At 53.3% G+C, this 26383-nt stretch carries 23 protein-coding genes and 1 tRNA gene; 22 read left to right on the top strand and 2 right to left on the bottom strand.

Going from position 1 to position 26383, the window contains the following annotated elements; translation table 11 throughout:
• The first annotated feature begins 144 nt into the window (after nt 1–144).
• From carA to greA, 3 genes are all read left to right on the top strand, one after another.
• Nucleotides 145–1296, top strand: coding sequence for a glutamine-hydrolyzing carbamoyl-phosphate synthase small subunit (carA, locus tag BMW46_RS04595; protein ID WP_074705289.1), 1152 nt, complete (start codon nt 145–147; stop codon nt 1294–1296).
• A 45-nt stretch (nt 1297–1341) separates the two neighbouring features.
• Nucleotides 1342–4569, top strand: coding sequence for a carbamoyl-phosphate synthase large subunit (carB, locus tag BMW46_RS04600; protein WP_074705292.1), 3228 nt, complete (start codon nt 1342–1344; stop codon nt 4567–4569).
• Nucleotides 4570–4677: 108 nt separating this feature from the next.
• Nucleotides 4678–5154, top strand: coding sequence for a transcription elongation factor GreA (gene greA, locus BMW46_RS04605; protein ID WP_074705294.1), 477 nt, complete (start codon nt 4678–4680; stop codon nt 5152–5154).
• 212 nt (nt 5155–5366) lie between these two features.
• Here the strand turns inward: greA and yhbY are convergent, their stop codons facing one another.
• The gene (gene yhbY, locus BMW46_RS04610) at nt 5367–5654 is read right to left on the bottom strand and encodes a ribosome assembly RNA-binding protein YhbY (RefSeq protein WP_074705696.1); all 288 of its coding nucleotides are present in this window, start codon (nt 5652–5654) and stop codon (nt 5367–5369) included.
• 29 nt (nt 5655–5683) lie between these two features.
• Here yhbY and BMW46_RS04615 point away from each other — a divergent pair, with 29 nt between their 5' ends.
• The 19 genes from BMW46_RS04615 (at nt 5684) to BMW46_RS04705 (ending at nt 24759) form a co-directional block, all read left to right on the top strand.
• Nucleotides 5684–6304 carry an RlmE family RNA methyltransferase gene (locus BMW46_RS04615; protein ID WP_074705295.1) on the top strand — a complete coding sequence of 207 codons (621 nt, stop codon included), beginning with the start codon at nt 5684–5686 and terminating at the stop codon, nt 6302–6304.
• 172 nt (nt 6305–6476) lie between these two features.
• A complete protein-coding gene (gene ftsH / locus BMW46_RS04620) occupies nt 6477–8372 on the top strand; it encodes an ATP-dependent zinc metalloprotease FtsH (RefSeq protein ID WP_074705298.1) in 1896 nt (631 codons plus the stop codon).
• A 218-nt stretch (nt 8373–8590) separates the two neighbouring features.
• Nucleotides 8591–9418, top strand: a complete 828-nt coding sequence (gene folP / locus BMW46_RS04625) for a dihydropteroate synthase (protein WP_074705299.1) — start codon at nt 8591–8593, stop codon at nt 9416–9418.
• A gap of 36 nt (nt 9419–9454) precedes the next feature.
• Entirely contained in the window at nt 9455–10843 is a 1389-nt protein-coding gene (gene glmM, locus BMW46_RS04630) for a phosphoglucosamine mutase (RefSeq protein WP_074705302.1), read from the top strand.
• Nucleotides 10844–11038: 195 nt separating this feature from the next.
• The gene (locus BMW46_RS04635; RefSeq protein WP_074705304.1) at nt 11039–12058 is read left to right on the top strand and encodes a PstS family phosphate ABC transporter substrate-binding protein; all 1020 of its coding nucleotides are present in this window, start codon (nt 11039–11041) and stop codon (nt 12056–12058) included.
• A gap of 243 nt (nt 12059–12301) precedes the next feature.
• Nucleotides 12302–14218 (top strand): threonine--tRNA ligase, encoded by a 1917-nt coding sequence (thrS, locus tag BMW46_RS04640; RefSeq protein ID WP_074705307.1) that lies wholly within the window; start codon nt 12302–12304, stop codon nt 14216–14218.
• A 14-nt stretch (nt 14219–14232) separates the two neighbouring features.
• Nucleotides 14233–14850 (top strand): translation initiation factor IF-3, encoded by a 618-nt coding sequence (gene infC / locus BMW46_RS04645; RefSeq protein WP_371113492.1) that lies wholly within the window; start codon nt 14233–14235, stop codon nt 14848–14850.
• A gap of 217 nt (nt 14851–15067) precedes the next feature.
• Nucleotides 15068–15265 (top strand): 50S ribosomal protein L35, encoded by a 198-nt coding sequence (gene rpmI, locus BMW46_RS04650; protein ID WP_011379851.1) that lies wholly within the window; start codon nt 15068–15070, stop codon nt 15263–15265.
• Nucleotides 15266–15277: 12 nt separating this feature from the next.
• On the top strand, nt 15278–15637 hold the full coding sequence (rplT, locus tag BMW46_RS04655; RefSeq protein WP_011379852.1) for a 50S ribosomal protein L20: 360 nt from the start codon (nt 15278–15280) through the stop codon (nt 15635–15637).
• Nucleotides 15638–15777: 140 nt separating this feature from the next.
• The gene (gene pheS, locus BMW46_RS04660) at nt 15778–16812 is read left to right on the top strand and encodes a phenylalanine--tRNA ligase subunit alpha (protein WP_074705310.1); all 1035 of its coding nucleotides are present in this window, start codon (nt 15778–15780) and stop codon (nt 16810–16812) included.
• 201 nt (nt 16813–17013) lie between these two features.
• Nucleotides 17014–19392 carry a phenylalanine--tRNA ligase subunit beta gene (pheT, locus tag BMW46_RS04665; RefSeq protein WP_074705313.1) on the top strand — a complete coding sequence of 793 codons (2379 nt, stop codon included), beginning with the start codon at nt 17014–17016 and terminating at the stop codon, nt 19390–19392.
• Between the two features lie 50 nt (nt 19393–19442).
• Nucleotides 19443–19748, top strand: coding sequence for an integration host factor subunit alpha (locus BMW46_RS04670; protein ID WP_011379855.1), 306 nt, complete (start codon nt 19443–19445; stop codon nt 19746–19748).
• The gene (locus BMW46_RS04675) at nt 19729–20094 is read left to right on the top strand and encodes a MerR family transcriptional regulator (RefSeq protein WP_074705316.1); all 366 of its coding nucleotides are present in this window, start codon (nt 19729–19731) and stop codon (nt 20092–20094) included. Before BMW46_RS04670 ends, BMW46_RS04675 begins: the two co-directional genes overlap by 20 nt.
• A gap of 127 nt (nt 20095–20221) precedes the next feature.
• Nucleotides 20222–20298: transfer RNA gene (locus BMW46_RS04680), tRNA-Pro, on the top strand.
• A 93-nt stretch (nt 20299–20391) separates the two neighbouring features.
• Nucleotides 20392–21159 (top strand): 5'/3'-nucleotidase SurE, encoded by a 768-nt coding sequence (gene surE / locus BMW46_RS04685; RefSeq protein ID WP_074705318.1) that lies wholly within the window; start codon nt 20392–20394, stop codon nt 21157–21159.
• A gap of 25 nt (nt 21160–21184) precedes the next feature.
• Nucleotides 21185–21847 carry a protein-L-isoaspartate(D-aspartate) O-methyltransferase gene (locus BMW46_RS04690; RefSeq protein ID WP_074705698.1) on the top strand — a complete coding sequence of 221 codons (663 nt, stop codon included), beginning with the start codon at nt 21185–21187 and terminating at the stop codon, nt 21845–21847.
• Between the two features lie 39 nt (nt 21848–21886).
• Entirely contained in the window at nt 21887–22969 is a 1083-nt protein-coding gene (locus BMW46_RS04695) for a peptidoglycan DD-metalloendopeptidase family protein (RefSeq protein WP_074705321.1), read from the top strand.
• An 18-nt stretch (nt 22970–22987) separates the two neighbouring features.
• Nucleotides 22988–23938 (top strand): RNA polymerase sigma factor RpoS, encoded by a 951-nt coding sequence (gene rpoS, locus BMW46_RS04700; RefSeq protein ID WP_371113496.1) that lies wholly within the window; start codon nt 22988–22990, stop codon nt 23936–23938.
• Between the two features lie 395 nt (nt 23939–24333).
• Nucleotides 24334–24759: a group III truncated hemoglobin gene (locus BMW46_RS04705; RefSeq protein ID WP_074705327.1), complete on the top strand. Its 426-nt coding sequence runs from the start codon at nt 24334–24336 to the stop codon at nt 24757–24759.
• Between the two features lie 47 nt (nt 24760–24806).
• Here the strand turns inward: BMW46_RS04705 and BMW46_RS04710 are convergent, their stop codons facing one another.
• Entirely contained in the window at nt 24807–26069 is a 1263-nt protein-coding gene (locus tag BMW46_RS04710; RefSeq protein ID WP_074705329.1) for an OmpP1/FadL family transporter, read from the bottom strand.
• Between the last annotated feature and the right edge of the window lie 314 nt (nt 26070–26383).

A 26383-nucleotide genomic window follows, 5' to 3' on the forward strand; every position in this document is an offset into this window, starting at 1 on the left:
CATCCCCGCTCCGCGAGGGATTCGTTGTGCTACGCTGCCGGTTCATTGAAGCATCGTCCTTTTGGACGTATAATTTCCAGATTTGAAGCGGCGCAAACAGAACCTCGTGCCGTTTCTGCCTTGTCCCAATTCCCAGGAGTCTTCGTGCCACAACATTCGTATGCCGTCCTTGCGCTTGCTGACGGCACAGTTTTTCGCGGCATGTCCATCGGCGCAGAAGGCATCAGCACAGGGGAGGTGGTCTTCAACACCTCGATGACGGGATATCAGGAAATTCTCACGGATCCCTCCTACTGTCGCCAGATCGTTACCCTCACTTATCCCCATGTAGGCAATACAGGCACCAATCCGGAGGACGTGGAGTCCGGCAATATCGATCGGATATATGCCGCCGGGCTGGTGATAAGAGATCTGCCGTTGGCTTCCAGCAACTGGCGCGAAACGCAGACGTTGCCGGAGTATCTCAGGCAGCAGGGGGTGGTCGCCATTGCCGACATCGATACCCGCAAGCTCACACGCATTCTGCGGGAAAAGGGCGCTCAGGCAGGTTGCATCATCGCAGGTCAGCCGGATGAAGCGGAGGCGCTGAAGCTGGCCAGGGAATTTCCTGGCCTTGCCGGGATGGACCTGGCCAAAGTGGTAAGCTGCTTGCAGCCTTATGAGTGGAGCGAAGGGGAATGGCGGCTTGGGCAGGGTTACCCGGTTCAATCTCATCCCCGTTTTCATGTTGCAGCGATGGATTTCGGAATAAAACGGAACATTCTGCGCAAGCTCGCGCAGCGCGGCTGCCAAGTCACCGTATTCCCCGCGCAGACAACCGCCGACGAGATTCTGGCATCGCAACCTGACGGAATATTCCTTTCGAATGGACCGGGTGATCCCGAGCCTTGCGACTACGCTATCGAGACAACCAGAAGGCTGCTGGAAAAGGAAATACCAATTTTCGGCGTGTGCATGGGGCACCAATTGCTAGGGTTGGCAACAGGCGCTAGAACCATAAAAATGAAATTTGGCCATCATGGCGCCAATCACCCGGTTCAGGACCTCGAGACGGGAAAAGTGATCATAACCAGTCAGAATCACGGGTTTGCGGTGGATACGGCCACTTTGCCGGCAAATGCAAGAGTTACGCATTTATCTTTATTCGATGGCAGTTTGCAAGGATTTGAGCTGGCAGGAAAGCCTGTATTCTGCTTTCAGGGGCATCCCGAAGCGAGTCCGGGTCCGCATGACCTGGACTATCTGTTCGATAAATTTGCGGGATTGATGGAGAGAAAACGGACGAAAGCGATATGAAGCCGGGAAGTCATCCGCTCTTTCCCATTATCGTCCCTCCCACTTATGCCTAAACGTAACGACATCAAGTCTATCCTCATCATCGGCGCGGGTCCCATCATTATCGGCCAAGCGTGCGAGTTTGATTATTCCGGTGCCCAGGCGTGCAAAGCGCTGAGGGAAGAAGGTTACCGGACCATTCTGGTGAATTCCAATCCGGCCACGATCATGACGGATCCTGAAACGGCCGATGTGACCTACATCGAGCCTATCATCTGGCCGATGGTCGAAAAAATCATTGCCATTGAACGTCCGGACGCGTTACTGCCCACCATGGGTGGACAGACAGCATTGAACTGCGCGCTGGACCTGGCAAAGAACGGTGTGCTGGACAAATACGGGGTCGAATTGATCGGTGCCTCGCGCGAAGCAATCGACAAGGCCGAGGATCGCGAAAAATTCAAGCAGGCCATGACGCGTATCGGTCTGGGTTCTGCGCGCTCCGCCATTGCTCATAGCCTGGAGGAAGCATTGCAGGTCCAGGCAATGGTGGGTTATCCCGCCATTATCCGTCCGTCATTCACGCTGGGGGGGAGTGGCGGCGGTATCGCCTATAACCGCGAGGAATTTCTCGAAATCTGCGAGCGCGGGCTGGAAGCCTCCCCGACGAAGGAACTGCTGATCGAGGAATCGGTTATCGGCTGGAAAGAGTTCGAGATGGAAGTCATACGCGACAGGAAAGACAACTGCATTATTGTCTGTGCCATCGAAAACGTTGATCCCATGGGTGTTCACACAGGCGACTCCATCACGGTTGCACCCGCGCAAACGCTGACCGATAAGGAATATCAGATCATGCGCGATGCCTCCATAGCGGTCTTGCGCGAAATCGGGGTTGAAACCGGCGGCTCCAACGTGCAGTTTGCCATCAATCCGGAGGACGGGCGCATGCTCGTGATTGAAATGAATCCTCGGGTTTCACGCTCATCTGCACTGGCTTCAAAAGCTACCGGGTTTCCCATTGCCAAGGTGGCAGCCAAGCTTGCCGTGGGCTACACCTTGGACGAACTCAGGAACGATATTTCGGGCGGCGCAATGCCGGCATCTTTCGAGCCGTCCATAGATTACGTCGTCACCAAGATACCGCGGTTTGCCTTCGAGAAATTTCCCCAGGCCAACGATCGCCTCACCACCCAGATGAAATCGGTAGGGGAAGTCATGGCCATCGGACGGACATTTCAGGAATCTCTGCAGAAAGCGTTGCGCGGGCTGGAAATCGGGGTTGATGGACTGGACGAAAAAACGGCCGATATTGAAACTGTCGAGGCCGAACTGGCAGATCCTGGTCCCGAGCGAATCTGGTATGTTGCGGATGCCTTTCGCTGCGGCATAGCATTTGATGAGATACATGCGCACACTCACATCGATCCCTGGTTTCTGACGCAGATAGAAGATTTGATACGGCAGGAACGGTCGATTGCGGGAACGGCGCTGGATGCGCTTGATTTTTCCACGTTCCGCAAGCTGAAACGCAGCGGCTTTTCCGACCGGCGACTTGCCCGGCTGATGAGTGTGACACCCGAGGAGGTCCGCTCACGACGTCATCAACTCAATCTGCGGCCGGTGTACAAGCGTGTCGATACCTGCGCGGCCGAATTCGCGACATATACGGCCTACATGTATTCCACTTACGAAGAAGAATGCGAGGCGCTGCCAAGCGATAATAAGAAAATCATGGTGCTGGGGGGGGGACCCAACCGCATCGGCCAGGGTATCGAGTTCGACTACTGCTGTGTCCACGCCGCCCTGGCTTTGCGCGAGGATGGTTTCGAGACCATCATGGTCAACTGCAACCCTGAAACGGTTTCGACCGATTACGATACGTCCGACCGTCTTTATTTCGAACCTTTGACGCTGGAGGATGTGCTCGAAATAGTAGCGGTCGAGAAGCCTTCGGGTGTCATCGTGCAATTCGGGGGCCAGACTCCGCTGAAACTTGCGCGCGATCTCGAGGCAAATGGGGTGCCGATTATTGGCACCAGTCCGGATATGATCGATTGCGCGGAGGATAGGGAACGTTTTCAGAAAATGCTGCACCAGCTTGGGCTGAAACAGCCGCCCAATCGTACTGCGCGCACGGCGGAGGAGGCACTCGCTGCGGCGGAAGAGATCGGTTATCCGCTGGTGGTACGCCCGAGCTATGTATTGGGCGGGCGGGCCATGGAAATCGTCCATGAGCAGACGCACCTGGAGCGCTACATGAAAGAGGCGGTAAAGGTCTCGCACGATTCCCCGGTGCTACTGGATCATTTTCTGAACGATGCGGTAGAAGTGGACGTGGATGCGGTTTCGGACGGAGAGAACGTCCTGATCGGAGGCATCATGGAGCACATCGAACAGGCGGGCGTGCATTCAGGCGACTCCGCCTGTTCGCTGCCTCCCTACAGCTTATCCGCCCGGTTGCAGGACGAGTTGCGCCGTCAGACTGCGGCAATGGCGCGCGCCCTCAACGTGGTGGGTCTGATGAACGTGCAATTCGCCATCCAGAACGATATTGTCTACGTACTGGAAGTCAATCCAAGAGCGTCCCGCACGGTGCCTTTCGTCTCCAAGGCTACCGGCATCCCCCTGGCAAAAATATCCGCCCGTTGCATGACAGGGTTGAGCCTGGTCCACCAGGACAGGGTTCGTGAAGTAATTCCGGACTATTATTCGGTCAAGGAAGCTGTCTTCCCTTTTATCAAGTTTCCCGGTGTGGACACCATACTCGGACCCGAAATGAAATCGACCGGTGAAGTGATGGGAGTGGGGCAGACATTTGCAGAAGCCTTCGTCAAGTCCCAGTTGGCGGCGGGAGTGAAACTTCCGCGGAGCGGGAAGGTCTTCATAAGCGTACGCCAGGCGGACAAACCGCGCGTGGTTGAAATCGCCCGCAATCTTGCTCAGCTAGGGTTTACGCTTTATGCTACCCGGGGCACCGCCGCGGTTCTGAGTGCGGCAGGACTATCCGTGACGCCTGTAAACAAGATGTCGGAAGGACGTCCCCACATCGTAGACATGATCAAGAACGGGGAGATGGACTTGATCATCAATACGGTGGAAGACAAGCGGAGCGTCCATGACTCCTACTCGATTCGCCATGCGGTACTGCAGGCGCGGGTAACATACTATACTACGTTAGCCGGGGCGCGGGCCGCCTGCATAGGCATGGCAAACATGCAGGAATTGCATGCCTATGGGTTGCAGCAACTCCACGAATCGCGGGAGGCGGCCTTTCTGAACGCCGCTTCCTGAAGCGAGAACTTTGAATTTAAATTTTGAATTGCCCAAGGAGGCTGGGCTCCGGTATAGCAATATCGAACAACAGGCACACCCGATCCAAAACAGGTAGCAGAAGAGACTATGAGTACAATTCCCTTGACAGTGACAGGCGCGGGAAAACTGCGCGCCGAATTGCATGAGATGAAAACAGTTCAGCGACCCGCCGTGATTGCGGCCATTGCGGAAGCTCGAGCCCATGGTGATCTTTCCGAAAACGCCGAATACGAGGCGGCCAAGGAACGTCAGGGTTTTATCGAAGGACGTATCGCTGAACTTGAGAGCAAGCTCTCCAATGCACAGATCATCGATCCTACGACGCTGGATGCGGATGGAGCCTGCGTATTCGGTGCAACCATTGATTTGGAGGATGTCGAGTCTGCCACAATCGTTACTTATCAGATTGTCGGGGATGATGAAGCGGATATCAAGGAGGGAAAGATTTCCATCAGTTCCCCTATCTCTCGCGCTCTGATAGGCAAATATCCCGGGGATGTGGCTGAAGTGATGGCGCCGGGCGGGGTGCGGGAGTATGAAATTCTCGATGTGAGATACATTTGAGGAAGTTCCCAGGCGCGGGGCTGGGAACTCCCGCACTTTTTTATCTTGAATTTGAATAATTTGAATATATAGGTCCTGTCCGAATGTGTTCTCGCCGGGGCACGTTCCTCCGGATGCGGATATGGGAATCCATATTAGTCCACGAGCGGAGCGGTCAAGGCCAATGGGCACCTCGGTTGACTCATTGCCAGTGGACCCATCCTCGGTTTGCTTCAGTTCTTTGTTTTTTCGGGCTCAGGACGGTAAATCACCAGCATCTTGCCGATGTGCTGCACAGGTGCAGCATTGAGGCGTCCGCAAATTTTCTCCAGTAACGCGTTTCGTATTTCCCAGTCGTCACTCGCCACTTTGATTTTGATCAGTTCGTGGCTTTTAAGCCGCTGATCCAGTTCGTTCACCACGTTGTCCGATAAACCCGCTGCGCCTATCCAGACGACTGGCTTGAGGGCATGCGCGCGCGCCTTGAGCTCGCGTCGGAAATCCGGAGTAAGTGCTAACATATCTTCTTTCACGACGATCATTTTACGCGATGAAGCGAACCAAAACCAGCAAGGCCTGGATGAAGGAGCATGTGAATGATTTTTTTGTCAAGCAGGCGAAAAAGGAGGGCTACCGCTCACGCGCGGCCTATAAGCTGATGGAGATCGCCGAACGCGATCACTTGTTCAAGCCGGGCATGACGGTAGTAGATCTTGGCGCCGCTCCCGGCGGGTGGTCGCAGGTAGCAGCGGAGAAGCTCATGGGCAAGGGTAGAGCCGTAGCTGTGGATATCCTGGAAATGGCGCCCATATCCGGCGTAACCTTCATTCAGGGAGATTTCCGCGAAGCGTCTGTCCTGGCCGAATTGAAGGAACAATTGAAGGATTTGCCCGTTGACCTTGTAATTTGCGATATGTCACCTAATATAACGGGCATAGGGATAATTGATCAAACGCGTGGCATGCATCTGGCGGAGTTGGCTCTCGAGTTTTGTAACGAGCGGTTGAACTCTGGCGGCAACTTCCTCGTCAAAGTGTTTCAAGGTTCTGGTTTTGACGAGTTTTTTCGCGCGATGCGCGCTACATTCGGTCGGGTGGTAACACGTAAACCCTTGGCATCACGAGGTCGGAGCAGTGAAACCTATTTGCTGGGGCTGGGGAAGCGGGATTAGACATTCCCGGTTCGCATGTCAACGCAGTAGCAGTAAATATATAGGGGTTGAGAGGTTGCAGATCCCGCGCGAACCTGGAGGCTAGTAGCAGGGATAACAGCTATTCTAAATCTAGAAATGGGTTTAGAATGAAACATTCGAGTATTTTGACGGCGCAAGCCAAGGAGCTACTTTGAACAATCTCATTAAAAACATGGCCATCTGGCTGGTGATTGCTCTTGTGCTGATGACGGTGTTCAATCAGTTCAGTACACGGCAGTCGGGGCAAGCACCGATGGAATATTCCCAGTTCATCGACGAGGTGAAACAGGGCAGGATCGCCAAAGTAACTATAGAAGGCCGCACGCTGAAGGGTACGAAAACCGATGGCAGACGTTTTACGACGTACACGCCCTCGGATCCATGGATGGTGAGCGATCTGCTTAAGGCGGGTGTCATCATAGATGCCAAGCCGGAGGAAGAACCTTCTCTCCTGATGAATATCTTCGTTTCCTGGTTCCCCATGCTTCTGCTGATCGGGGTATGGATTTTCTTCATGCGGCAGATGCAGGGTGGGGGTCGTGGCGGCGGTGCCTTTTCGTTCGGGAAAAGCAAGGCGCGCATGCTCGACGAATCCACCAACCAGGTGACGTTTGCCGACGTTGCAGGTTGTGAAGAAGCCAAGGAGGAGGTTTCCGAACTGGTGGAATTCCTGCGCGATCCCAGCAAGTTCCAGAAACTGGGAGGACGTATCCCCCGCGGCGTGTTGATGGTGGGAAATCCGGGTACGGGTAAAACGCTCCTGGCGCGTGCTATTGCTGGTGAAGCCAAGGTACCCTTCTTCAGTATCTCCGGCTCCGATTTTGTGGAAATGTTTGTGGGGGTGGGTGCAGCCAGAGTGCGCGATATGTTCGAGCAAGCGAAGAAGCATGCTCCCTGCATTATTTTCATCGACGAGATCGATGCGGTCGGGCGTCAGCGTGGCGCGGGTCTCGGTGGTGGCAATGATGAGCGCGAACAGACGCTCAATCAGTTGCTGGTGGAAATGGATGGTTTCGAAGGCACTGCGGGTGTGATTGTCATCGCAGCTACCAACCGCCCGGATGTGCTCGACCCTGCGCTGTTGCGTCCCGGTCGTTTCGACCGGCAGGTGACGGTGCCGCTCCCCGATATCCGCGGCCGTGAGCAGATATTGCACGTGCACATGCGCAAGGTGCCGATCGCGCCCGATGTACACGCCGAAACCCTCGCCCGCGGAACCCCGGGGATGTCCGGAGCCGATCTCGCCAATCTGGTGAATGAGGCCGCCCTGTTTGCTGCGCGCAGCAACAAGCGGCTCGTCGACATGGAGGATTTCGAGCGGGCCAAGGACAAGATTTTCATGGGTGCAGAGCGCAAATCCGTTCTGATGCCGGAACGTGAGCGGCGCAATACTGCTTATCATGAATCCGGGCATGCGGTGGTTGCCCAGTTGTTACCCAAGACCGACCCGGTACACAAGGTTTCCATTATCCCACGGGGGCGGGCACTGGGTGTGACCATGCAACTGCCAACCGAAGACCGTTTCAGCATGGACCGTGAGGAAATCCTGCAGAATATTGCGGTTCTGTTCGGCGGCCGTATCGCCGAGGAAGTCTTCATGGGCCAGATGACGACCGGTGCATCCAATGATTTTGAGCGTGCGACAGAGATGGCGAGACGCATGGTCACCCAATGGGGCATGTCTGATTCGCTTGGCCCGATGGTTTATGGCGAGAACGAGGGAGAAGTGTTTCTAGGTCGTTCCGTCACAACCCACAAGAATGTCAGCGAAGCGACCATGCAGAAGGTGGATATAGAAATTCGCCGCATCATCGATACGCAGTACAGTCTGGCGCGCAAGCTGATCGAAGAAAATCGCGATAAGATCGAGGTTATGGCCAAAGCACTGCTGGAATGGGAAACCATAGACGCGGAGCAAATAGGCGACATCATGGAAGGCCGTACGCCTCGGCCTCCCAAGCCAAGCAGGACTGTTCCAACGCCGCCCAAGGATAATGCACCCCCCGCGGCGCCTGCGCCTACAGCGACACCCGCGCAGGAAGCTTAGGCAAGGAAGTTACTGTTGAACAGTAAACAATGAAAAAGGCGGGTTCGTTCCGCCTTTTTCATCCATCTTTTTTGTCCTGTCTTTTTCGTCCCATCTTTTTCATACCGCCTTTTTCCGGTTCATAGAAAAGAAAATTACTCCGCAATGGGTGAGTCTCGGTGTCACCATCTTCTATCCCGCCTGTAGAAATTTTCAGGCTTCCTCATCGCCCTCTTGTAATGGGCGTTGTCAATATAACTCCTGACTCCTTTTCGGATGGCGGCTTGTTCGCTTCGACTGAACATGCCCTGAGTCATGCTTTTCATTTGATGGAAGAAGGGGCAGATCTGCTGGACGTCGGCGGTGAATCAACGCGTCCTGGCAGCACCCCGGTTTCTGTCGAAGAGGAATTACGTCGGATTATCCCGGTAGTGGAAGAATTGGCAAACCAGAATGTGCAGGTTTCGGTCGATACTTCCAAACCCGAAGTCATGCGAGCTGCCATCGCCGCGGGGGCCGTGATGATTAACGATGTGAGGGCACTCCAGATCCCGGGTGCGCTGGAGGCGGTCGCAGAAGGAGGTGTGATGGCTTGCCTCATGCATATGCAGGGTGAACCCGCCAATATGCAGGTCAATCCCCAATATGATGATGTAGTGCAGGATGTCAAAGCTTTTTTGAAGCGGCGTCTGGAGGCTGCGCAAGCCGCAGGTATTCCGCGGGAGCGACTGATAGTCGATCCGGGCTTTGGTTTTGGTAAAAACCAGGTTCATAATATCGAACTATTACGCCATCTCGATCAGTTTCTCGATCTTGGAGTACCGATGCTGATAGGTCTCTCTCGCAAATCGATGCTCGGAAAAATCACGGGCAGTGACATAAATAACCGGATTCATGCCAGCATAGCGGCAGCATTGATAGCGGCGATGAAGGGTGCGGCCATCCTCCGCGTGCATGACGTCCGGGCAACCCGGGATGCGCTCGCCGTTTACAATGCCGTTTACGACCGAGGCTCTGCACGGGAGAATGCATCATCCGCTCACTTCACGGTGGAAACCCTCAGTTGAATTCAATTCATTTCGATAACCAATGGATTTCTTCCAATGACAAGAAAATATTTTGGAACTGACGGCATACGCGGACGCGTAGGAGAAGCGCCTATCACGCCCGAATTCGTGATACATCTGGGCTATTCTGCCGGCAAGGTTCTGACTTCCTCGGACTGGCATCTTTCAAAAGGAGAGCGCCCGGCAGTATTGATCGGCAAGGATACGCGCATATCAGGCTATATGCTGGAATCAGCGTTACAGGCAGGGCTTTCCGCAGCCGGGGTGGATGTCCTGCTTTCAGGTCCAATGCCCACTCCCGCAGTTGCCTATCTCACCCGTGCCCTGCGTTTGCAGGCAGGCATCGTCATTTCGGCTTCCCACAATCCTTTCGAGGATAATGGCATCAAGTTTTTTTCTGCCCTCGGGACCAAATTACCCGATGCGACCGAGCAGGAGATTGAAGCGGGATTGAACGCGCCTCTCAAGGCAATGCCGTCGGCGCAGCTCGGAAAAGCGCGGCGCGTCAATGATGCAAGAGGACGCTATATTGAGTTCTGCAAAAGCACTTTTCCAAATCACCTCGATCTGCGGGGTCTGCGTATCGTGGTCGATTGCGCCCATGGTGCCACCTATCAGATTGCCGGTCCTGTACTGCATGAACTGGGCGCCGAAGTGGTTGCGATTGGAATTCATCCCGACGGTCTCAATATCAATCACGAGTGTGGCGCAACGCATGGCGCGACCCTGCAGGAAGCAGTCCGGCACCATCAGGCAGATATCGGAGTGGCATTGGATGGGGATGGTGATCGCGTAATCATGACCGATGGCGAGGGCGTGCTTTACGACGGCGACCAGTTGATTTATCTCATCGCGAAACATCGAAAACAAAACGGGCTGCTCAAGGGGGGGGTGGCGGGTACGCTCATGACGAATCTGGCGATTGAAAACGGGTTAAAGAAACTGGATATTTCTTTTGCGCGCGCGAATGTCGGCGATCGCTATGTGCTGGAACTACTGCAGATAAAAAATTGGCAGCTGGGCGGCGAAGGTTCCGGCCACATTATCTGCCTCGACAAACATACCACCGGTGACGGAATCATTTCGGCACTACAGGTACTCTACGCGATACGTGATTCCGGCAAGACCTTGGCCGAGCTAGCATCGGACGTGACGCTCTATCCGCAGCAACTGATCAATGTCAGGGTGCCCAAGGGATTTGATGCGCACAACAGTCTCGCTATCAAAACCGCTCAGACAGAGGCCGAAAGCGATCTCGATACCACGGGCCGGGTACTTCTGCGTGCCTCGGGTACGGAACCGTTGATAAGGGTAATGGTAGAAGGCGAGTCCGGGCAGAAAGTCAAACACTGGGCGGAGAAAATAGCGGAGGTTGTGCGAAATGCGGCGGCAGAGAGATCGGTTGAAAAGGCCGTGCCGAACTGAATCAAAGGACATCTTGCCTCTTCCCCCCGGTCAAAATTTTTTCTACCCGTTCTTCTTGGGAAAATTAATTCATGGAGGAATCCACCTTATCTGCTCTGGTTGCTCCGGGCACAGGATGTCACAAAAACGCAATACTCATGACCTAGCATGGCAGCTGGAAAAAAGGATGGTCTGTTTAATTGAACGGGGAATGAAATGTTGAAATCATTGAATCGGATGGGACTGACAAGGTCAGCGGTGCTGGGCGCAGTGTTCAGTGCCGCCACTATAGGTATGATTGCTGGTGCGAATGCGGCGGGGCTGGTTAAGATAGATGGCTCGAGCACTGTTTTTCCCATTACCGAGGCGGTAGCGGAAGATTTCCAGAATGCGAAGAAAGGGGCGGTAAGAGTAACCGTCGGTATCTCCGGTACTGGTGGAGGTTTCAAAAAATTCTGCCGCGGCGAAACGGATATCGTGAATGCTTCCCGTCCCATTCTGCAGAAGGAAATGGAGGAATGCAAAAAATCCGGTATCCAGTACGTTGAAATGCCGGTAGCATTCGATGCGTTAACGGTGGTGATCAATCCCAAGAATGACTGGGCAAAAACGCTCACCGTCGCCGAGCTGAAGAAGATCTGGGAACCCGAGGCACAAGGTAAAATCATCAAATGGAACCAGGCAAATCCGGCATGGCCCGATGAAAAACTGACGCTCTATGGAGCGGGTGCCGATTCGGGCACCTTCGACTACTTTACCGAAGCGATCGTAGGTAAAACCAAATCCAGTCGAGGTGATTTCACTGCTTCCGAAGACGACAACGTACTGGTACAAGGGGTCGCCAGCGACAAGAATGCGCTGGGTTTTTTCGGTTTTGCCTACTATGTTGAAAACCAGAAAAAGCTCAAAGCGGTGGCCATCGATTCGGGAAAGGGTCCTGTGCTCCCCTCTGAAAAAACAGTGGAAGATGGCAGTTATCAGCCTTTATCCCGTCCGATTTTCATTTACGTAAATATCAAATCAGCGGAAAAACCAGAGGTCAGGGAACTGGTTGAGTTCTACATGAAAAATGCGCCGGCGCTGGTGAAAGAAGTCAAATTTTTTCCGCTGCCCCCGCAAGCCTATAGCACTAACCTTGAACATCTCAACAAAAAGAAGGTGGGAACCGTATTTGGCGGCCGGACAGAAACGGGTGTCAGGGTAGAAGAATTACTCGAGCGCGAAGCGAGCTTATAACAGCAGATCCAACTACGGACTCTTGATTCGGGAGTTCCCGTTTTGCACCAAGGATCCGAGTGCGCGGATGATGCACTGTCCGCGCATTCCTTTTTCCGTTCGCCTTGAATTCTTCGCAAAATCTTCTCTAACCCCAACCAGAAACCGCTTTTTCCGACACGTCCCCGCCCCAACCCCCTCCGTGCCGCTGAATCCTGTAAAATCAGGATTTTTAGTCAGTCTTACTTATCAAAGGGAGAAGCCGTGGCTGTAGTTCGTTTGCCGGATGGTTCGGAGCGCGTGTATGAGCATCCTGTAACGGTGGGTGAGGTTGCAGCTTCGATAGGTGCTGGACTGGCTCGTGCTGCGCTTGCAGGCAAAGTGAACGGCAAGCTGGTCGACCTTTCCGCTCGTATCGAAAATGACAGCGATGTAGCCATCATCACGGAAAAGGATGCGGAAGGGCTCGAGATCATTCGTCATTCCAGCGCCCATCTGCTAGCGCATGCGGTGAAAGAATTGTTTCCGGAAGCGCAGGTCACGATTGGACCGGTAATCGAGGACGGCTTTTATTACGATTTTTCCTACAAGCGACCATTCACCCCCGAAGATCTGGCGGCAATCGAGAAACGCATGGCTGAAATCAGCGCGCGCAACCTGAAAGTCGAGCGTCAGGTTTGGGATCGATCCGAGGCAATCAATTTTTTCAAGAACCAGGGCGAACACTATAAGGCACAGATCATCGAAGCCATTCCCGGCAATGAGGACGTTTCCCTGTATTCTCAGGGAAATTTTACCGATTTATGCCGCGGTCCCCATGTGCCCGCCACATCTCGCCTGAAAGTTTTCAAGCTGATGAAACTTGCGGGCGCCTATTGGCGCGGGGATGCGCATAACGAAATGTTACAGCGGATCTATGGGACTGCATGGACCAATAAAGACGATCAGAATGCATATCTGCGCCGTCTTGAAGAAGCGGAAAAACGCGATCACCGCAAGCTCGGTAAGCAACTGGGTCTGTTTCACCTTCAGGAAGAAGCGCCTGGAATGGTGTTCTGGCATCCGAAGGGATGGGTCGTCTGGCAACAGGTCGAACAGTACATGCGGGACATCTTCCGCAATAACGGCTATCTCGAAATCCGCACGCCTTCCGTACTGGACAAGGGTTTGTGGGAGCGTTCCGGACACTGGGAAAACTTCCGCGAGAATATGTTCGTGACGCAGGCCGAAGACCGGGAATTTTCCGTCAAGCCGATGAATTGTCCGGGGCATGTGCAGGTGTTCAAGCAGGGGCTGAAAAGTTATCGCGACCTGCCGCTCCGACTCGCGGAATTCGGTTCCTGTCACCGTAACGAGCCTTCCGGAGCACTGCATGGGATCATGCGGGTGCGAGCTTTCACTCAGGACGATGCTCACATCTTCTGCACCGAGTCCCAAGTGCAAGATGAGGCCGTCCAGTTTATCGATCTCTTGCAGAAGGTTTACAACGATTTTGGCTTTAATGACATCCTGGTGAAACTTTCCACCCGTCCCGCAAAGCGCGTAGGTTCCGAAGAGCAGTGGGACAAGGCGGAAGAAGCGCTGCGATCCGCGCTGAATCACAAAAACCTCATCTGGGAACTGCAACCCGGTGAAGGTGCGTTCTACGGGCCGAAAATAGAGTTTTCGCTCAAGGACAGTATCGGTCGCATCTGGCAGTGTGGCACCTTGCAACTGGATTTTTCCATGCCGGAACGTCTCGGGGCAGAGTTTGTGGCTGAGGATAACTCCCGGCAGATACCGGTAATGCTTCACCGCGCAATCCTCGGCTCACTGGAGCGTTTTATCGGCATTCTTATCGAAAATCATGCGGGAGCACTGCCGCTATGGTTGTCGCCGGATCATGCAGTCGTACTGAATATCTCGGAAGGGCAGGCCGATTATGCCCGAGAAGTGACCGAAGAACTCAGGCGGGCCGGAATTCGAGCGTATGCGGACTTGAGAAATGAAAAAATAACTTATAAAATACGAGAACATAGTCTGCAAAAACTGCCCTATCAAATCATCGTGGGTGATAAGGAAGTGGCAGCGCAGAGGGTGGCTGTACGTACCCGCACTGGCTCTGATCTTGGTCAAATGACATTGCCGGCGGTGGTGGACCGTCTTGAGGAAGAGATCCGCACCCGAGCCGGGGCGGCTTGATTCATTAACAGATTTTGGGAGTTACTATAGTTCAAGAAAAAGCAGCACGCATCAATTATGAGATTACTGCGCCCGAGGTGCGCTTGATTGGTGTAGATGGAGAGCAGATAGGTATAGTCCCTCTGGCAGCCGCCAACAATCTGGCGGAAGAAGCGGAGGTGGATTTGGTTGAAATCGCACCTACCGCCAAACCTCCCGTATGCCGCCTGATGGATTACGGGAAATTTCGGTATCAGGAAAGCAAGAAAAAGCACGAAGCCAAGCTCAAACAAAAACAGATTCAGATAAAGGAAGTCAAGTTTCGTCCCAATACCGACGAGGGTGATTACAACATCAAGCTGCGCAATCTGATCACCTTCCTGGATGAAGGCGATAAAGCCAAAATTACCCTTCGCTTCCGCGGGCGGGAAATGGCTCATCAGGAATTTGGAGTGCGGTTGCTGGAGCGAATAAAAGGCGATCTGGAATCGCATGCGGTAGTGGAGCAATTTCCCAAAATGGAGGGACGCCAGATGGTGATGGTGTTATCTCCACGAAAGAAAGAAATAAAGAACTCCAAAGAAGTAAAAACCTCCGATCCAAAGGAAATAAAACCGAAGACTGCCACCGAAAACCAGCCTGAGCGGCACTAGCCCACTCATTTTTCACCGATTTCAGGTCCCGTACCTGTACCCGTTGAATGGAATCGGGAGATGCGAGGCAGGGATATAGCGTCCAGGATGGAGAGGCAGGTATGGTAATTTCCTGTCGGTCTGACACAGTTTCATTTCATTGAAAACAAGTGATTCCAAGGTTTAAAGCGTTCCATTCGGGAACCACCTTGTGTCATGTTAAAGCAGGAGCAAAGTAATGCCAAAGATGAAAACAAAGAGTGGTGCAGCAAAACGTTTTACGGTGAGGGCGGGCGGTACCGTGAAGCGCTCGCAGGCATTCAAACGTCATATTCTTACCAAGAAAACGACGAAAAGCAAGCGCCAGTTGCGGGGTTCCGTGAACGTGCACTTCAGCGATGTGGCGTCGGTGCGCGCCATGATGCCCTACGCATAGGAGGAGACTGATATGCCAAGAGTGAAACGTGGTGTAACAGCTCACGCTCGCCACAAGAAAATACTGGACCTAGCGAAAGGTTATCGGGGTCGCCGCAAGAATGTTTATCGCGTAGCGAAGGAAGCGGTGATGAAAGCGGGGCAATATGCCTATCGCGATCGCCGCCAGAAGAAACGCGAGTTTCGAGCCCTTTGGATCGCTCGCATCAACGCCGCTGCCAGAGAGTGCGGTTTGTCGTACAGCGTGTTCATGAACGGCCTGAAGAAAGCCGAGATCGAGGTGGATCGCAAGGTCCTGGCAGATTTGGCTGTATTCGACAAGCCGGCCTTTGCAAAAATAGCGGAGCAGGCCAAAGCCAGTTTGGCCATTTAGAAGCGTTTTTGCAAGCCCGGCGTGAAATCGGGGCTTCGTTCGCGCGTTTCCGGGATTAAAAGACTGGGAGGAGGCTGAGGCAAAAACGCCTGGCCTCCTCTTTTCATATGCAGCGTCCCATTGATCAAACTGTTATTTGAATGACTCACCTGGATCATCTTCTTACTGAAGCAATTGAGCTGTTCAATCGAACAGAGGACATGGCCGACCTGGAACAGGTCAAGGCGCGATATCTGGGGCGGCATGGGCAACTGACCGAGTTGCTCAAGGGATTGGGCAAGATTCCGCCAGAAGAGCGTCCCGTAGTGGGAAGCCGTATCAATCAGGCGAAGGAGTCGCTGGAGGCAGCGTTGAGCCGCCGTCGTGAGGCGATACAGGAAAAGAAGCTGGAAGAGCAGTTAATAGGGGAAAAGCTGGATGTCACTTTGCCAGGACGCGGAACGGGAATGGGTGGACTCCACCCCATTACGCTCGCGCTCGAGCGAATTCAGTCGCTGTTTCATTCCGTCGGATTCACGGTGGCTTCCGGCCCCGAGATCGAAACCGATTTTTATAATTTCACCGCGCTGAATATTCCGGAAAACCATCCCGCTCGCGCCATGCACGATACTTTCTATGTCGATGACGAAAACGGCGGCGTAGGCGAGCACCTATTGCGAACCCATACGTCACCCGTTCAAATACGATACATGGAAAGCAATCCACCTCCCCTGAAGGTGATTGCGCCAGGGAGGGTTTACCGTTGCGATTCCGACCTGACGCATACTCCGATGTTTCATCAGGTAGAAGGTTTATGGATTGATGAAAGTGCCAACTTCTCGGCTTTGAAAGGCATCCTGTCTGATTTCATGCAGCATTTTTTCGAGCGCGACGATCTGCCGGTACGTTTTCGCTCTTCTTTTTTCCCTTTTACCGAGCCTTCAGCCGAAATGGATATCGGTTGTGTAATGTGCAAAACCGGCTGTCGCGTATGCAGTTACACCGGTTGGCTGGAAGTGCTGGGCTGTGGAATGGTGCATCCCAATGTCTTCAAGCATGTCAACATCGACAGCCAAAAGTACGTTGGCTTTGCTTTTGGTTTAGGCGTCGAGCGTCTGGCGATGCTGAGATATGGGGTAAACGACCTGCGGCTGTTCTTCGAAAATGATTTGCGGTTCCTGAAACAGTTCAACTGAAACCTCAAATCAGGAATATAAAAAGAAAAAATATAAAAAATCCCCAAGAAAAATAATGCATGGTGATATGCGACGGGATTCAGATCCCTTAAGAGGGACTGCGGAGCGATCTTTAGTCGCAGGTCAGTGTATGAGAAGAGCATCCAAAGCTGAATACAAGACCCTGCATGACGTTCATTTCTCTGCTGAACGGTAAAATTTATGAAATTTTCAGAAAACTGGCTGCGTACCTTTGTAAACCCTCCCTTGTCGACGCGTGATCTTGCCCATGCGCTGACGATGGCAGGACTGGAAGTCGAGAGCATCGAGCCGGTCGCGCCAGCCTTTGAAAAGGTGGTGGTAGCGGAAGTGGTATCGGTTCAGAAACATCCTGATGCGGATCATCTTCAGGTTTGCGAGGTGAAGGCCGATACCACAGGAAATGATGAGCCCTTGCAAATTGTCTGCGGCGCCGCCAATGTTCGCGCCGGTATAAAGGTGCCATGCGCTCTTCCAGGAGCGCAATTGCCGGGCATGACCATAAAGCAGACCAGGATACGCGGAGTCGAATCCACGGGAATGTTGTGTTCAGCCAAAGAACTAGGATTGGAGGATACTTCGTCCGGCCTGTTGCTGCTTTCGCCCGATGCGCCGGTAGGAACAGATTTTCGGGCGTATTACGACCTCGAGGACAACCTTCTCGCTCTCAAACTCACGCCGAACCGCGGCGATTGCCTGGGATTATCCGGCATAGCGAGAGAAGTGGCGGCAATTACTTCCCAAAATCTCCAATCCGTCGAAATCAAGCCTGTGTCAGCACAGATCGCCGAAACCCTGGCAATCCATGTGGACGCGGCTGTCGCCTGTCCACTCTACTGTGGTCGGGTAGTACGTGGCATTTCTCTTGATGTCGTTACCCCGCAATGGATGGTGCAGCGACTGGAACGCAGTGGGTTGCGCGCTATCAACGCTGTGGTGGATGTGACCAATTATGTCATGCTGGAGACTGGCCAGCCCCTGCATGCTTTTGATCTTGCAAGGATACAGGGTGGTCTCGCCGGTTCCATTCACATCAGGTTCGCCAGCCCGGGGGAAAGTATCGAATTGCTGAATGGCGAGAATCTTGTGCTGCAACCCGATATGCTGGTTATCGCAGATGAGACCAAGCCGCTGGCGCTCGCAGGTATCATGGGTGGGAATGAAAGCGGGGTCACCTCAGGGGCCGTCGACTTGTTTCTGGAGAGCGCTTTTTTCAGCCCCGACGTTATCGCCGGCAAATCCTTCTTGCTTGGGTTCAGCTCGGATTCGGCCTATCGTTTTGAACGCGGCGTCGATTTTGGCGCCACGCGCGCAGCAATGGAGCGCGCAACTGACCTGATTCTGAATATCTGCGGGGGCAGGGCCGGACCAGTTACTGAACTCCGTGGAAGCTTGCCAACGCGTGATCCCATCCGGCTGGGTCTGGAGCGAGTCGGACGAGTGTTGGGTGTAGAGCTGGATGAAGGCCGCGTAGCGGAGCTGTTGCACCGACTGCAGTTCGGTTTTTTGAATACAGACGCAGTATTTTACGTGACGCCTCCCACTTACCGATTCGATCTTGCCATAGAAGAAGATCTGATCGAGGAGTTGGCGCGTATGTACGGATACAACCGTATAGCTGCAACCATGCCGCGAGCGAAACTCGACATACTTTCTGCGCCCGAGACCCGGCGAACGCAATCAAGCCTGCGACAAATTCTAGTGGCGCGGGATTACCAGGAAGTCATCAATTATGCTTTCGTCGAGACCTCGTGGGAAACGGAGCTGGCGGGTAACAGGACGCCTATCGCGTTGAAAAACCCTTTGTCCAATCAATTGGCGGTGATGCGCAGCAGCCTTTGGGGGGGACTCATCTCTAATCTTCAGTTCAATCTCAACCGTAAACAATCCAGGATTCGCCTGTTTGAAATCGGCGGTTGTTTCCAGAAAGATGGGCAGAGCTACTCGCAACAGGAAAAGCTGGCAGGACTCTGCTATGGGGATGTCGTGGAGGAACAGTGGGGCTTGCCTGCCCGTCCCGTGGATTTCTATGATGCAAAAGCCGATATTGAGGCGCTGTTGTGGCCAGGGGAGCTTGGAGCCGCTGCCGTGCGTCATCCAGCCCTGCATCCGGGCAAGTCCGCGGAGATTTCCATAGATGGCCGTATTGGCGGTTTTCTGGGGGAGCTTCACCCCCGCTGGCAACAGAAGCTGGGTTTGGCTCGATCCGTCGTCCTGTTCGAATTGAATATGGATGTCCTGCTGGCCCGAACGCTGCCAAAGGCTTCAGAAATTTCCAAGTATCCCCTGATCCGGCGCGATATCGCTGTGCTCGTGCCGAAGGATGTCAGCGTGCAGGCGATTCTGGACAGCATGCGGAGCGAGAAATTATCCATCATTTCTGAAATTGCGCTCTTTGATGTATACCAGGGGAAAGGGGTGGAAAGCGACAAAAAAAGTCTTGCATTCCGTATGTTATTACAAGATACTGAAAAAACTTTAACTGACGCACAAGCTGATCAGGTAGTCGCAAAACTGGTAAGTGTTCTTGAAAACAGGTTTGGAGCAAGACTGCGCAGTTGACCAGAAGATAGAGCACGATGTTTGAGAGTAATAAAAGTGAGAGGGAGACTATGACCTTAACAAAGGCCGAGCTGGCGGATTTGCTCTTTGAAAAAGTCGGTTTCAACAAACGCGAAGCCAAGGACATGGTGGAGTCTTTTTACGAAGAGGTTCGCATTGCGCTGCAAAATGGCGACGGCGTCAAGCTATCGGGATTCGGTAATTTCCAGTTACGCGACAAGCCCCAGCGTCCCGGCCGAAATCCCAAAACAGGCGAAGAAATTCCTATCACCGCCCGCAGGGTAGTTACTTTCCACGCAAGCCAGAAACTGAAGGCGATGGTTGAAAAGAATCAGCATGGCAAAGATAACGCCTGATACTGCGCTTACCCCTATTCCCGCCAAACGCTATTTCACGATTGGAGAAGTAAGCGAACTATGCGGTGTGAAGCCACATGTATTGCGTTACTGGGAACAGGAGTTTACGCAACTGAAACCAGTCAAGCGCCGGGGCAATCGGCGCTACTATCAACACCACGAAGTGCTGCTGATTCGCCGCATTCGGGAGTTGCTCTATGAGCAGGGCTTTACCATCCATGGCGCACGCGCGCGCCTGGGACAGGGTTTTGTCAATCCCCTGCCGGTTGTCACACTTTCCTCATCTATCGATCTAGCGTCGCTACGTAGCGAGATCCAGGATGTACTGGCGTTGCTTCGCTCCTGAGTGCTCTCTTTTTTCAATTTCATGGACTGCAAGAGGTTGGTAAAGCACTGGCTCACATCCGATTGACGTCCATTGAGAACTCCGCAGCTTTCTAACCTTTCGGGTTTATTGTTATAATTCGCCACGTCGGGGCGTAGCGCAGCCTGGTAGCGTACTTGCATGGGGTGCAAGTGGTCGGAGGTTCAAATCCTCTCGCCCCGACCAATCAAGCTTATCAACAAGTACTGTCATGCGCAGTGGAGGTTGAGCGCATCTATCTCCCCTTTAAGCTGAAACGATCACCTGGGGCATGTTCAAATGCGCATACTGCTCAGTAATGACGATGGGTATTTTGCGCCAGGTCTCGCTTGTCTTGCGGAAGCGCTTTCCGTCATTGCGGACGTCGTAGTCGTCGCCCCGGAGCGCGACCGAAGCGGCGCCAGCAATTCTCTTACGCTGGACCGGCCTCTCAGTCTTCGTAAATCCCACAACGGGTTCTATTACGTCAATGGCACGCCGACAGATTGCGTGCATCTGGCGGTTACAGGCATGCTCGACACCTTGCCTGACATGGTCGTATCCGGAATCAACGATGGCGCCAACATGGGGGATGACACCATTTATTCCGGGACGGTAGCAGCGGCGACTGAAGGCTTTTTACTTGGTGTACCTTCCCTTGCCATTTCGCTCGCTGGTTTTTCGGCCGGAAATTTCCCTACTGCCGCCCGTGTCGCGGCTGAAATAGTGCGTCGCTTTGAAACAGATAAACTTCATGGCCCCGTGCTGCTGAATATCAATGTACCTGATATCCCGTACGATGAGTTGCAGGGCCTGGAGGTTACACGGCTGGGGCGCCGGCATAAGGCGGAACCCGTAGTAAAGTATAAAACCCCACGAGGTGAGACAGTATATTGGGTGGGTGCGGCAGGACCCGCGCAGGATGCCGGAGAGGGAACAGACTTTCTCGCGATTCAGCGCAACCGTGTATCAGTGACCCCCTTGCAAATCGACCTCACCCGGTATGGGCAGTTGGACGCGGTAAAGGAATGGCTGAATAATCACGCTCTTGTCAGCCCGCGGAGCTGAAGGCCGTGTTCAAGGCAGATCGGGATTGAACGTTCACCATTCCGGAATCGGCATGACTTCACAGCGGACGCGTGCGCGCATGGTTGAGCGGCTGCGCACGCAGGGTGTTACGGATGAAGCAGTGCTCGCGGCCATGATTACCATTCCTCGCCACATCTTTGTGGAGGAAGTACTGGCAAGCCGTGCTTACGACGACGTCGCGTTGCCGATCAATTTCGAGCAGACGATTTCGAGCCCGTTCACCGTAGCGAGAATGAGTCAGCTGCTGCGCGCAGGTTCCAATCTTGGCAAGGTGCTTGAGATTGGTACGGGCTCCGGCTACCAGACTGCGATACTGGCGCAGTTCTCCCGGGAAGTCTATTCGGTCGAGCGAATCGGGCCTCTGCTGACGCGCACTCGCGGACGACTAAGAGAGTTACGCATCAACAATGTGCGCCTGAAGCATGCAGACGGTCTGCTTGGCCTTTCCGAGGCAGCACCGTTTGACGGAATCATTCTCACGGCTGCAACGCCGCACATACCTCCGGCACTACTTGAACAATTAGCCATTCGTGGCAGAATGGTATTTCCCAGGGGAACCAGTGAGCAAGTTTTGTGCGTTATCGAACGCAACTTGCAAGGTTATACTGAGACAATACTGGACGAAGTCAAGTTTGTCCCAATGATACCGGGAATCTGGCAGCGTTAGGAAACCGCAACGATATCGAGCAAGGGAAACGAGACAACAATGAGCGCTACACGAATCAGGGATATGAGTCTGAACAGTAATCTTTCCGGTCTTGGAGAAGATCTTCCTCGCACATTTTTCGCGCAGCGGCATCTTGTCCCATACTGTCTGTCCCTCGCATTATGCTTGCTGATTGCCGGTTGTTCATCCACGCCTCGTCAGGGGCCCATGAGTAACAAGGCCGTGCCGGACCGGCAAAAAAATGGCGTTTCAACATCCCCTCAACCTCAGCGACCTGGCGTGCATATCGTTCGCAGAGGAGACACGCTCTACAGCATTGCGACGAGCAATAATATTAATCCCAGGGATTTGGCGGCGTGGAACAACATCCCTGATCCAGGCGCAATCCGGATTGGCCAGGAAATCTTTTTATCCCGACCCGAGGGGCCGGTAGCGGCACAACCAACCCTGTTCGCCATTCAGGAGGCCGCCCCATCTTCGTCCGTAGTAGCGCCAGTATCGCCGGCACAAACCAGACAAGACAGTATGCCGATGCCGGAAGCAAGACAACCGGTCCCGGTGGGGAAGGTGAAAACAGAACCAAAGGCGTTCAAGCTGCCTTACTCGGAACAGGCCCTTGCGCAGGTGAAAAGCCAGGCGGATGCAGCTCTGCCGGTAACGGTGGTAAAAGTCACGCCGGCTATCGAAAAAACTACGCCCGCCGAAATCAGCACGATTTCCATTCCTCCGTCGGAAGCTGTCAGAAATAATGCCCATGGCGAATGGGTATGGCCCGCCAAAGGCAGGGTATCCGACCTCTTCTCGGAAAGCACCAAAGGCATCGATATCGTCGGGATGAAAGGACAAACGGTAGCCGCGTCCGCAGGAGGGAAAGTGGTTTATAGCGGCGAGGGCCTACGCGGGTACGGCAAACTGATCATTATCAAGCATAGCGATACCTATCTCAGCGCTTATGCACATAACAGCAAGCTCCTTGTGAAAGAAGGGGAGACGGTGATCAAAGGACAGAAAATTGCTGAGATGGGAAGCACGGACGCTGGTCTTGTCAAGCTCCATTTCGAAATTCGGAAGAATGGCAAGCCGGTCGATCCTCTGAAATATTTGCCGGGTATTTCCGGATGAATTGAGGATGAGCTCATGATGAATCAGCAAGAATACACTGACGAAGAAGAACTCTTCGAGAAGGAGGATTCACTGGAGCAGGATGATGGGGCTGTCGACACGCCCTCCAGCACAATAACGGACACATCCAACGACTTTCTATTGACCGATGTTACTCAAATCTATTTCAACGAGATTGGTCATAACGCCCTGCTGACCGCGAAGGAAGAAGGGGAATTGACTCGTCGCGTCAGACAGAACGATTTTGCCGCACGGCAAAAAATGATTGAGTGTAATTTGCGACTGGTGGTCAATATAGCAAAACATTACACTAATCATGGCGTCGCCCTGCTCGATCTGATAGAAGAAGGCAACATGGGGATGATGCACGCTCTTGATAAATTCGATCCGGAACGAGGATTCCGTTTTTCGACCTATGCGACTTGGTGGATACGACAGAATATCGAGCGTTGCATCATGAATCAGTCGCGGACCATTCGTCTTCCGGTCCATGTCATCAAGGATTTGAACATCATATTGCAGGCTGCCCGCCACCTTGAAGCACATACGGGAAAAGACCCCAAAGCGGAGGATGTCGCCCATCTGCTGGGGCGGACGGTCAAGGAAGTGCAAAGAATGTTGTCTTTGAACCAGAGCATGATGTCACTGGACGCGCCGCTCGATGTTGATCCCTTGCTGTCAATCGGTGATGCAATTGCAGATGACCAGAGTCCCGGCCCCGATCTTATGTGGGAGCAGTCCGAGATAAAAGGTCGCGTACAGGATTGGTTAAACCGGTTAAATGATAAACAGCGCTATATAATCGAGCAGCGCTACGGGCTCAACGGTTATGAAACCCAGACCCTGGAGCAGCTGGCTGCAAGTCTCGATCTTACACGCGAACGCGTGCGCCAGATTCAACTGGAAGCGCTGCAAACCTTGCGCATGATACTGAGGTGCGAAGGCGTATCGAAGGACGGCGTATTTTGAGGAACCGCTGATCAGATCTTCCGTAGCGCGCATTGCGCCACTGGAGGATTTATTCAGCGGCCCCTTAAGTTTTCAACCTCCTGGAGTCTTCAACCCCAGGCAATCAACACTGGTTTGATCGCTTTGGCGACAAACTTTCATTTTACAAATCATTTCACCGATCCCGTTCGGTTTGGATTGGTTTAAACTCTTTGGTTTAAACTTTGATTACTGAACTTATAACATTCATGCTTGTCTAAAGTACGGGATATACTTGAGGTTTGGGCTGCTCGCCAAACCATTTCCGCGTAAGTAAGGTTAAATGTAATCCCGCTTTCGAATATGAATCAGAGCTAAGTCCCGGCATCGCCTTTTGCGATGAAATTCTCACTTTCCAAGATATCACAATCACCGCCATGTCTGAACCACAATTCTTTGCTCCCGATCCGGGCCTGTGTACAGAAGAAGAGATTTCCTATCTAGTTCATACGTTTTATGCAACGGCCAGAAAGGATTCGCTGCTCGGTCCGATCTTCGAGGCTCATGTTACTGACTGGGACGCGCATTTCGTGCAGATGATCAATTTCTGGTCGATGAAGCTGCGGGGAACAAGCAGGTTTCGCGGCGCGCCCATGCCCAAGCACGTAGCCCTGCCCGGACTGACGCCTGAATTATTCGAACGATGGCTTCAACTTTTTCATCAGACCACGAGCGGGATGGAAAACGCCAATTTACAGTTCAACGCGGATATGCTGGCGCGGCATATCGGCAGCAGGCTTTGGCTAAGGTATCAAATGGAGCGCTACCCCAACAGGCAGCTGGTGGAACTCTGCGGTGCGTAGTCCTCACTCTGGGAGTCCCTAACGGATGGTCGGTCGTCCTGACGAAATCAGAAGTGGTGATTGAGTTGAAGGGAAATGATGTGTGCGTCTGTGTTGAATGAGCCGCGCACTACCTGAAGCGATGGGTTCGGGAAGGTGGGGCGCTCGATCTCCGCTCCTTTGAAGAACACATGTGAATACCCTACGTCGATCGACGTTCGTTCGCCAAGTTTTTGGTTGAGACCCACCGCTAACCAGAAACGATCGGAGTCCGGCAGACGTACAGATCGATCCCTGGCGTTACGCACGGGGGATTGGTCGTAGGCGAACCCGGCGTGGAGTCGAAGGCGGTCCGTATATTGATATTGCGTACCAAGACCCACGCGGAAACTGTCTTCGAATCCCAGCCGTTCATTTGCGAGAATGGCGCCGGAAGCACGACTCGTGGCGACAATTGCCGGTATGTGGCCCCAGCCTGTCCAGGTCAGGTCTGCAAGCAATCGCAATCGATCGCTCATCATGTGAGAGATTGCCAGCGACGCAGTGTTTGGAAGCTCGAGAGCGACCGAAGCGGGAATGACAGTGCCAGGCGCGCTCAGTCGGCCGTCAACCTTCAAATCCACCGTTGATCTGTAAGTCAACCCCATGCGCGTGGACGGTGAAAACCGGAACATAACGCCAAGGTTATAGCCAAAGCCTACATCATCCCCTTTCATCTTTGTTTCAACGTCTACCGGGAGGGGCAGCAGGGATGTTACGGGCACCATGCTGCGCAGATCTGCGTCAAACTTCACGATATTCAAGCCCGCGCCAATCGAGACATCCTCGCTCAACTGCCAGGCAAAGCTCGGATTGAAATTAATCGCCAATATCTCAGAGAATCTTCCCTGGTAACGGCCAATAAAGGTCTTGTTCCATTCCGTGGAGTTGCCAAAGGTGGGGGATACCCCCAATCCGAGGCGGAAGGCGGAACCCAGCGACATGCTCCAGTAAAAAGCGGGAATTGGGGAGAGGCCTCCGGCCTGGCCGCCATTATCGCCCAAGGGATAGCTGAGGAAAGGACTGCTGCCCGTATTCTTGAATCTCAAAGACCGGATGAGCAGGTTACTCGCTCCGGAAACATGATGCCCGGGAGCAAGGTAGGTCATGCCAGCCGGATTGAAATAAATCGTGGATGCGTCTTGCGCGACAGCCGCCGCGCCCGCATAGGCGTACCCGTTTCCGGCCCCATTCTGGTTTTGCAGAGCAAATCCTGCCGCGACAGCGTCATTGGCAACGAACACGGTTCCTGTCAACAGCAAAGGCATCAATAGTAATCTGGAAGCTTGCATGATTCGGGCCTGCTGATTTGAGAAGTTCTGTTGCTACCGGTTATCGATGCGTGCCTATGTAATCAAGCATAGTCGATATTTCGGTTCCTGTTAAAAATCCTGCCCTGAGCCTGCCAAAGGAGCACATCCTGGAGCCCGGTATTTGGGACGTGTAATGACAGGTTCCATGATTTTACTGAAAGTATCGAGAGCTTCGACGCTCCGGATAAAGCCGAGACAGCTTTGGGGAGTAACGGCCATTCGTGGAGTCATTGTTGCGCTCGAGCAATTTGTTTCCACACCTGACTTGCAAAAGTGACTTGATGCACGGGCAG

Source organism: Nitrosospira multiformis, from assembly GCF_900111585.1.
GTDB lineage: Bacteria > Pseudomonadota > Gammaproteobacteria > Burkholderiales > Nitrosomonadaceae > Nitrosospira > Nitrosospira multiformis_B.

Coding starts and splice junctions, on each gene's coding strand:
- carB (WP_074705292.1), top strand. CDS start 1,342: ATGCCTAAACGTAACGACATCAAGTCTATCCTCATCATCGGCGCGGGT.
- greA (WP_074705294.1), top strand. CDS start 4,678: ATGAGTACAATTCCCTTGACAGTGACAGGCGCGGGAAAACTGCGCGCC.
- yhbY (WP_074705696.1), bottom strand. CDS start 5,654: ATGTTAGCACTTACTCCGGATTTCCGACGCGAGCTCAAGGCGCGCGCG.
- BMW46_RS04615 (WP_074705295.1), top strand. CDS start 5,684: ATGAAGCGAACCAAAACCAGCAAGGCCTGGATGAAGGAGCATGTGAAT.
- folP (WP_074705299.1), top strand. CDS start 8,591: ATGGGCGTTGTCAATATAACTCCTGACTCCTTTTCGGATGGCGGCTTG.
- glmM (WP_074705302.1), top strand. CDS start 9,455: ATGACAAGAAAATATTTTGGAACTGACGGCATACGCGGACGCGTAGGA.
- BMW46_RS04635 (WP_074705304.1), top strand. CDS start 11,039: ATGTTGAAATCATTGAATCGGATGGGACTGACAAGGTCAGCGGTGCTG.
- rpmI (WP_011379851.1), top strand. CDS start 15,068: ATGCCAAAGATGAAAACAAAGAGTGGTGCAGCAAAACGTTTTACGGTG.
- rplT (WP_011379852.1), top strand. CDS start 15,278: ATGCCAAGAGTGAAACGTGGTGTAACAGCTCACGCTCGCCACAAGAAA.
- pheS (WP_074705310.1), top strand. CDS start 15,778: ATGACTCACCTGGATCATCTTCTTACTGAAGCAATTGAGCTGTTCAAT.
- pheT (WP_074705313.1), top strand. CDS start 17,014: ATGAAATTTTCAGAAAACTGGCTGCGTACCTTTGTAAACCCTCCCTTG.
- BMW46_RS04670 (WP_011379855.1), top strand. CDS start 19,443: ATGACCTTAACAAAGGCCGAGCTGGCGGATTTGCTCTTTGAAAAAGTC.
- BMW46_RS04675 (WP_074705316.1), top strand. CDS start 19,729: ATGGCAAAGATAACGCCTGATACTGCGCTTACCCCTATTCCCGCCAAA.
- surE (WP_074705318.1), top strand. CDS start 20,392: ATGCGCATACTGCTCAGTAATGACGATGGGTATTTTGCGCCAGGTCTC.
- BMW46_RS04695 (WP_074705321.1), top strand. CDS start 21,887: ATGAGCGCTACACGAATCAGGGATATGAGTCTGAACAGTAATCTTTCC.
- rpoS (WP_371113496.1), top strand. CDS start 22,988: ATGAATCAGCAAGAATACACTGACGAAGAAGAACTCTTCGAGAAGGAG.
- BMW46_RS04705 (WP_074705327.1), top strand. CDS start 24,334: ATGTCTGAACCACAATTCTTTGCTCCCGATCCGGGCCTGTGTACAGAA.
- BMW46_RS04710 (WP_074705329.1), bottom strand. CDS start 26,069: ATGCAAGCTTCCAGATTACTATTGATGCCTTTGCTGTTGACAGGAACC.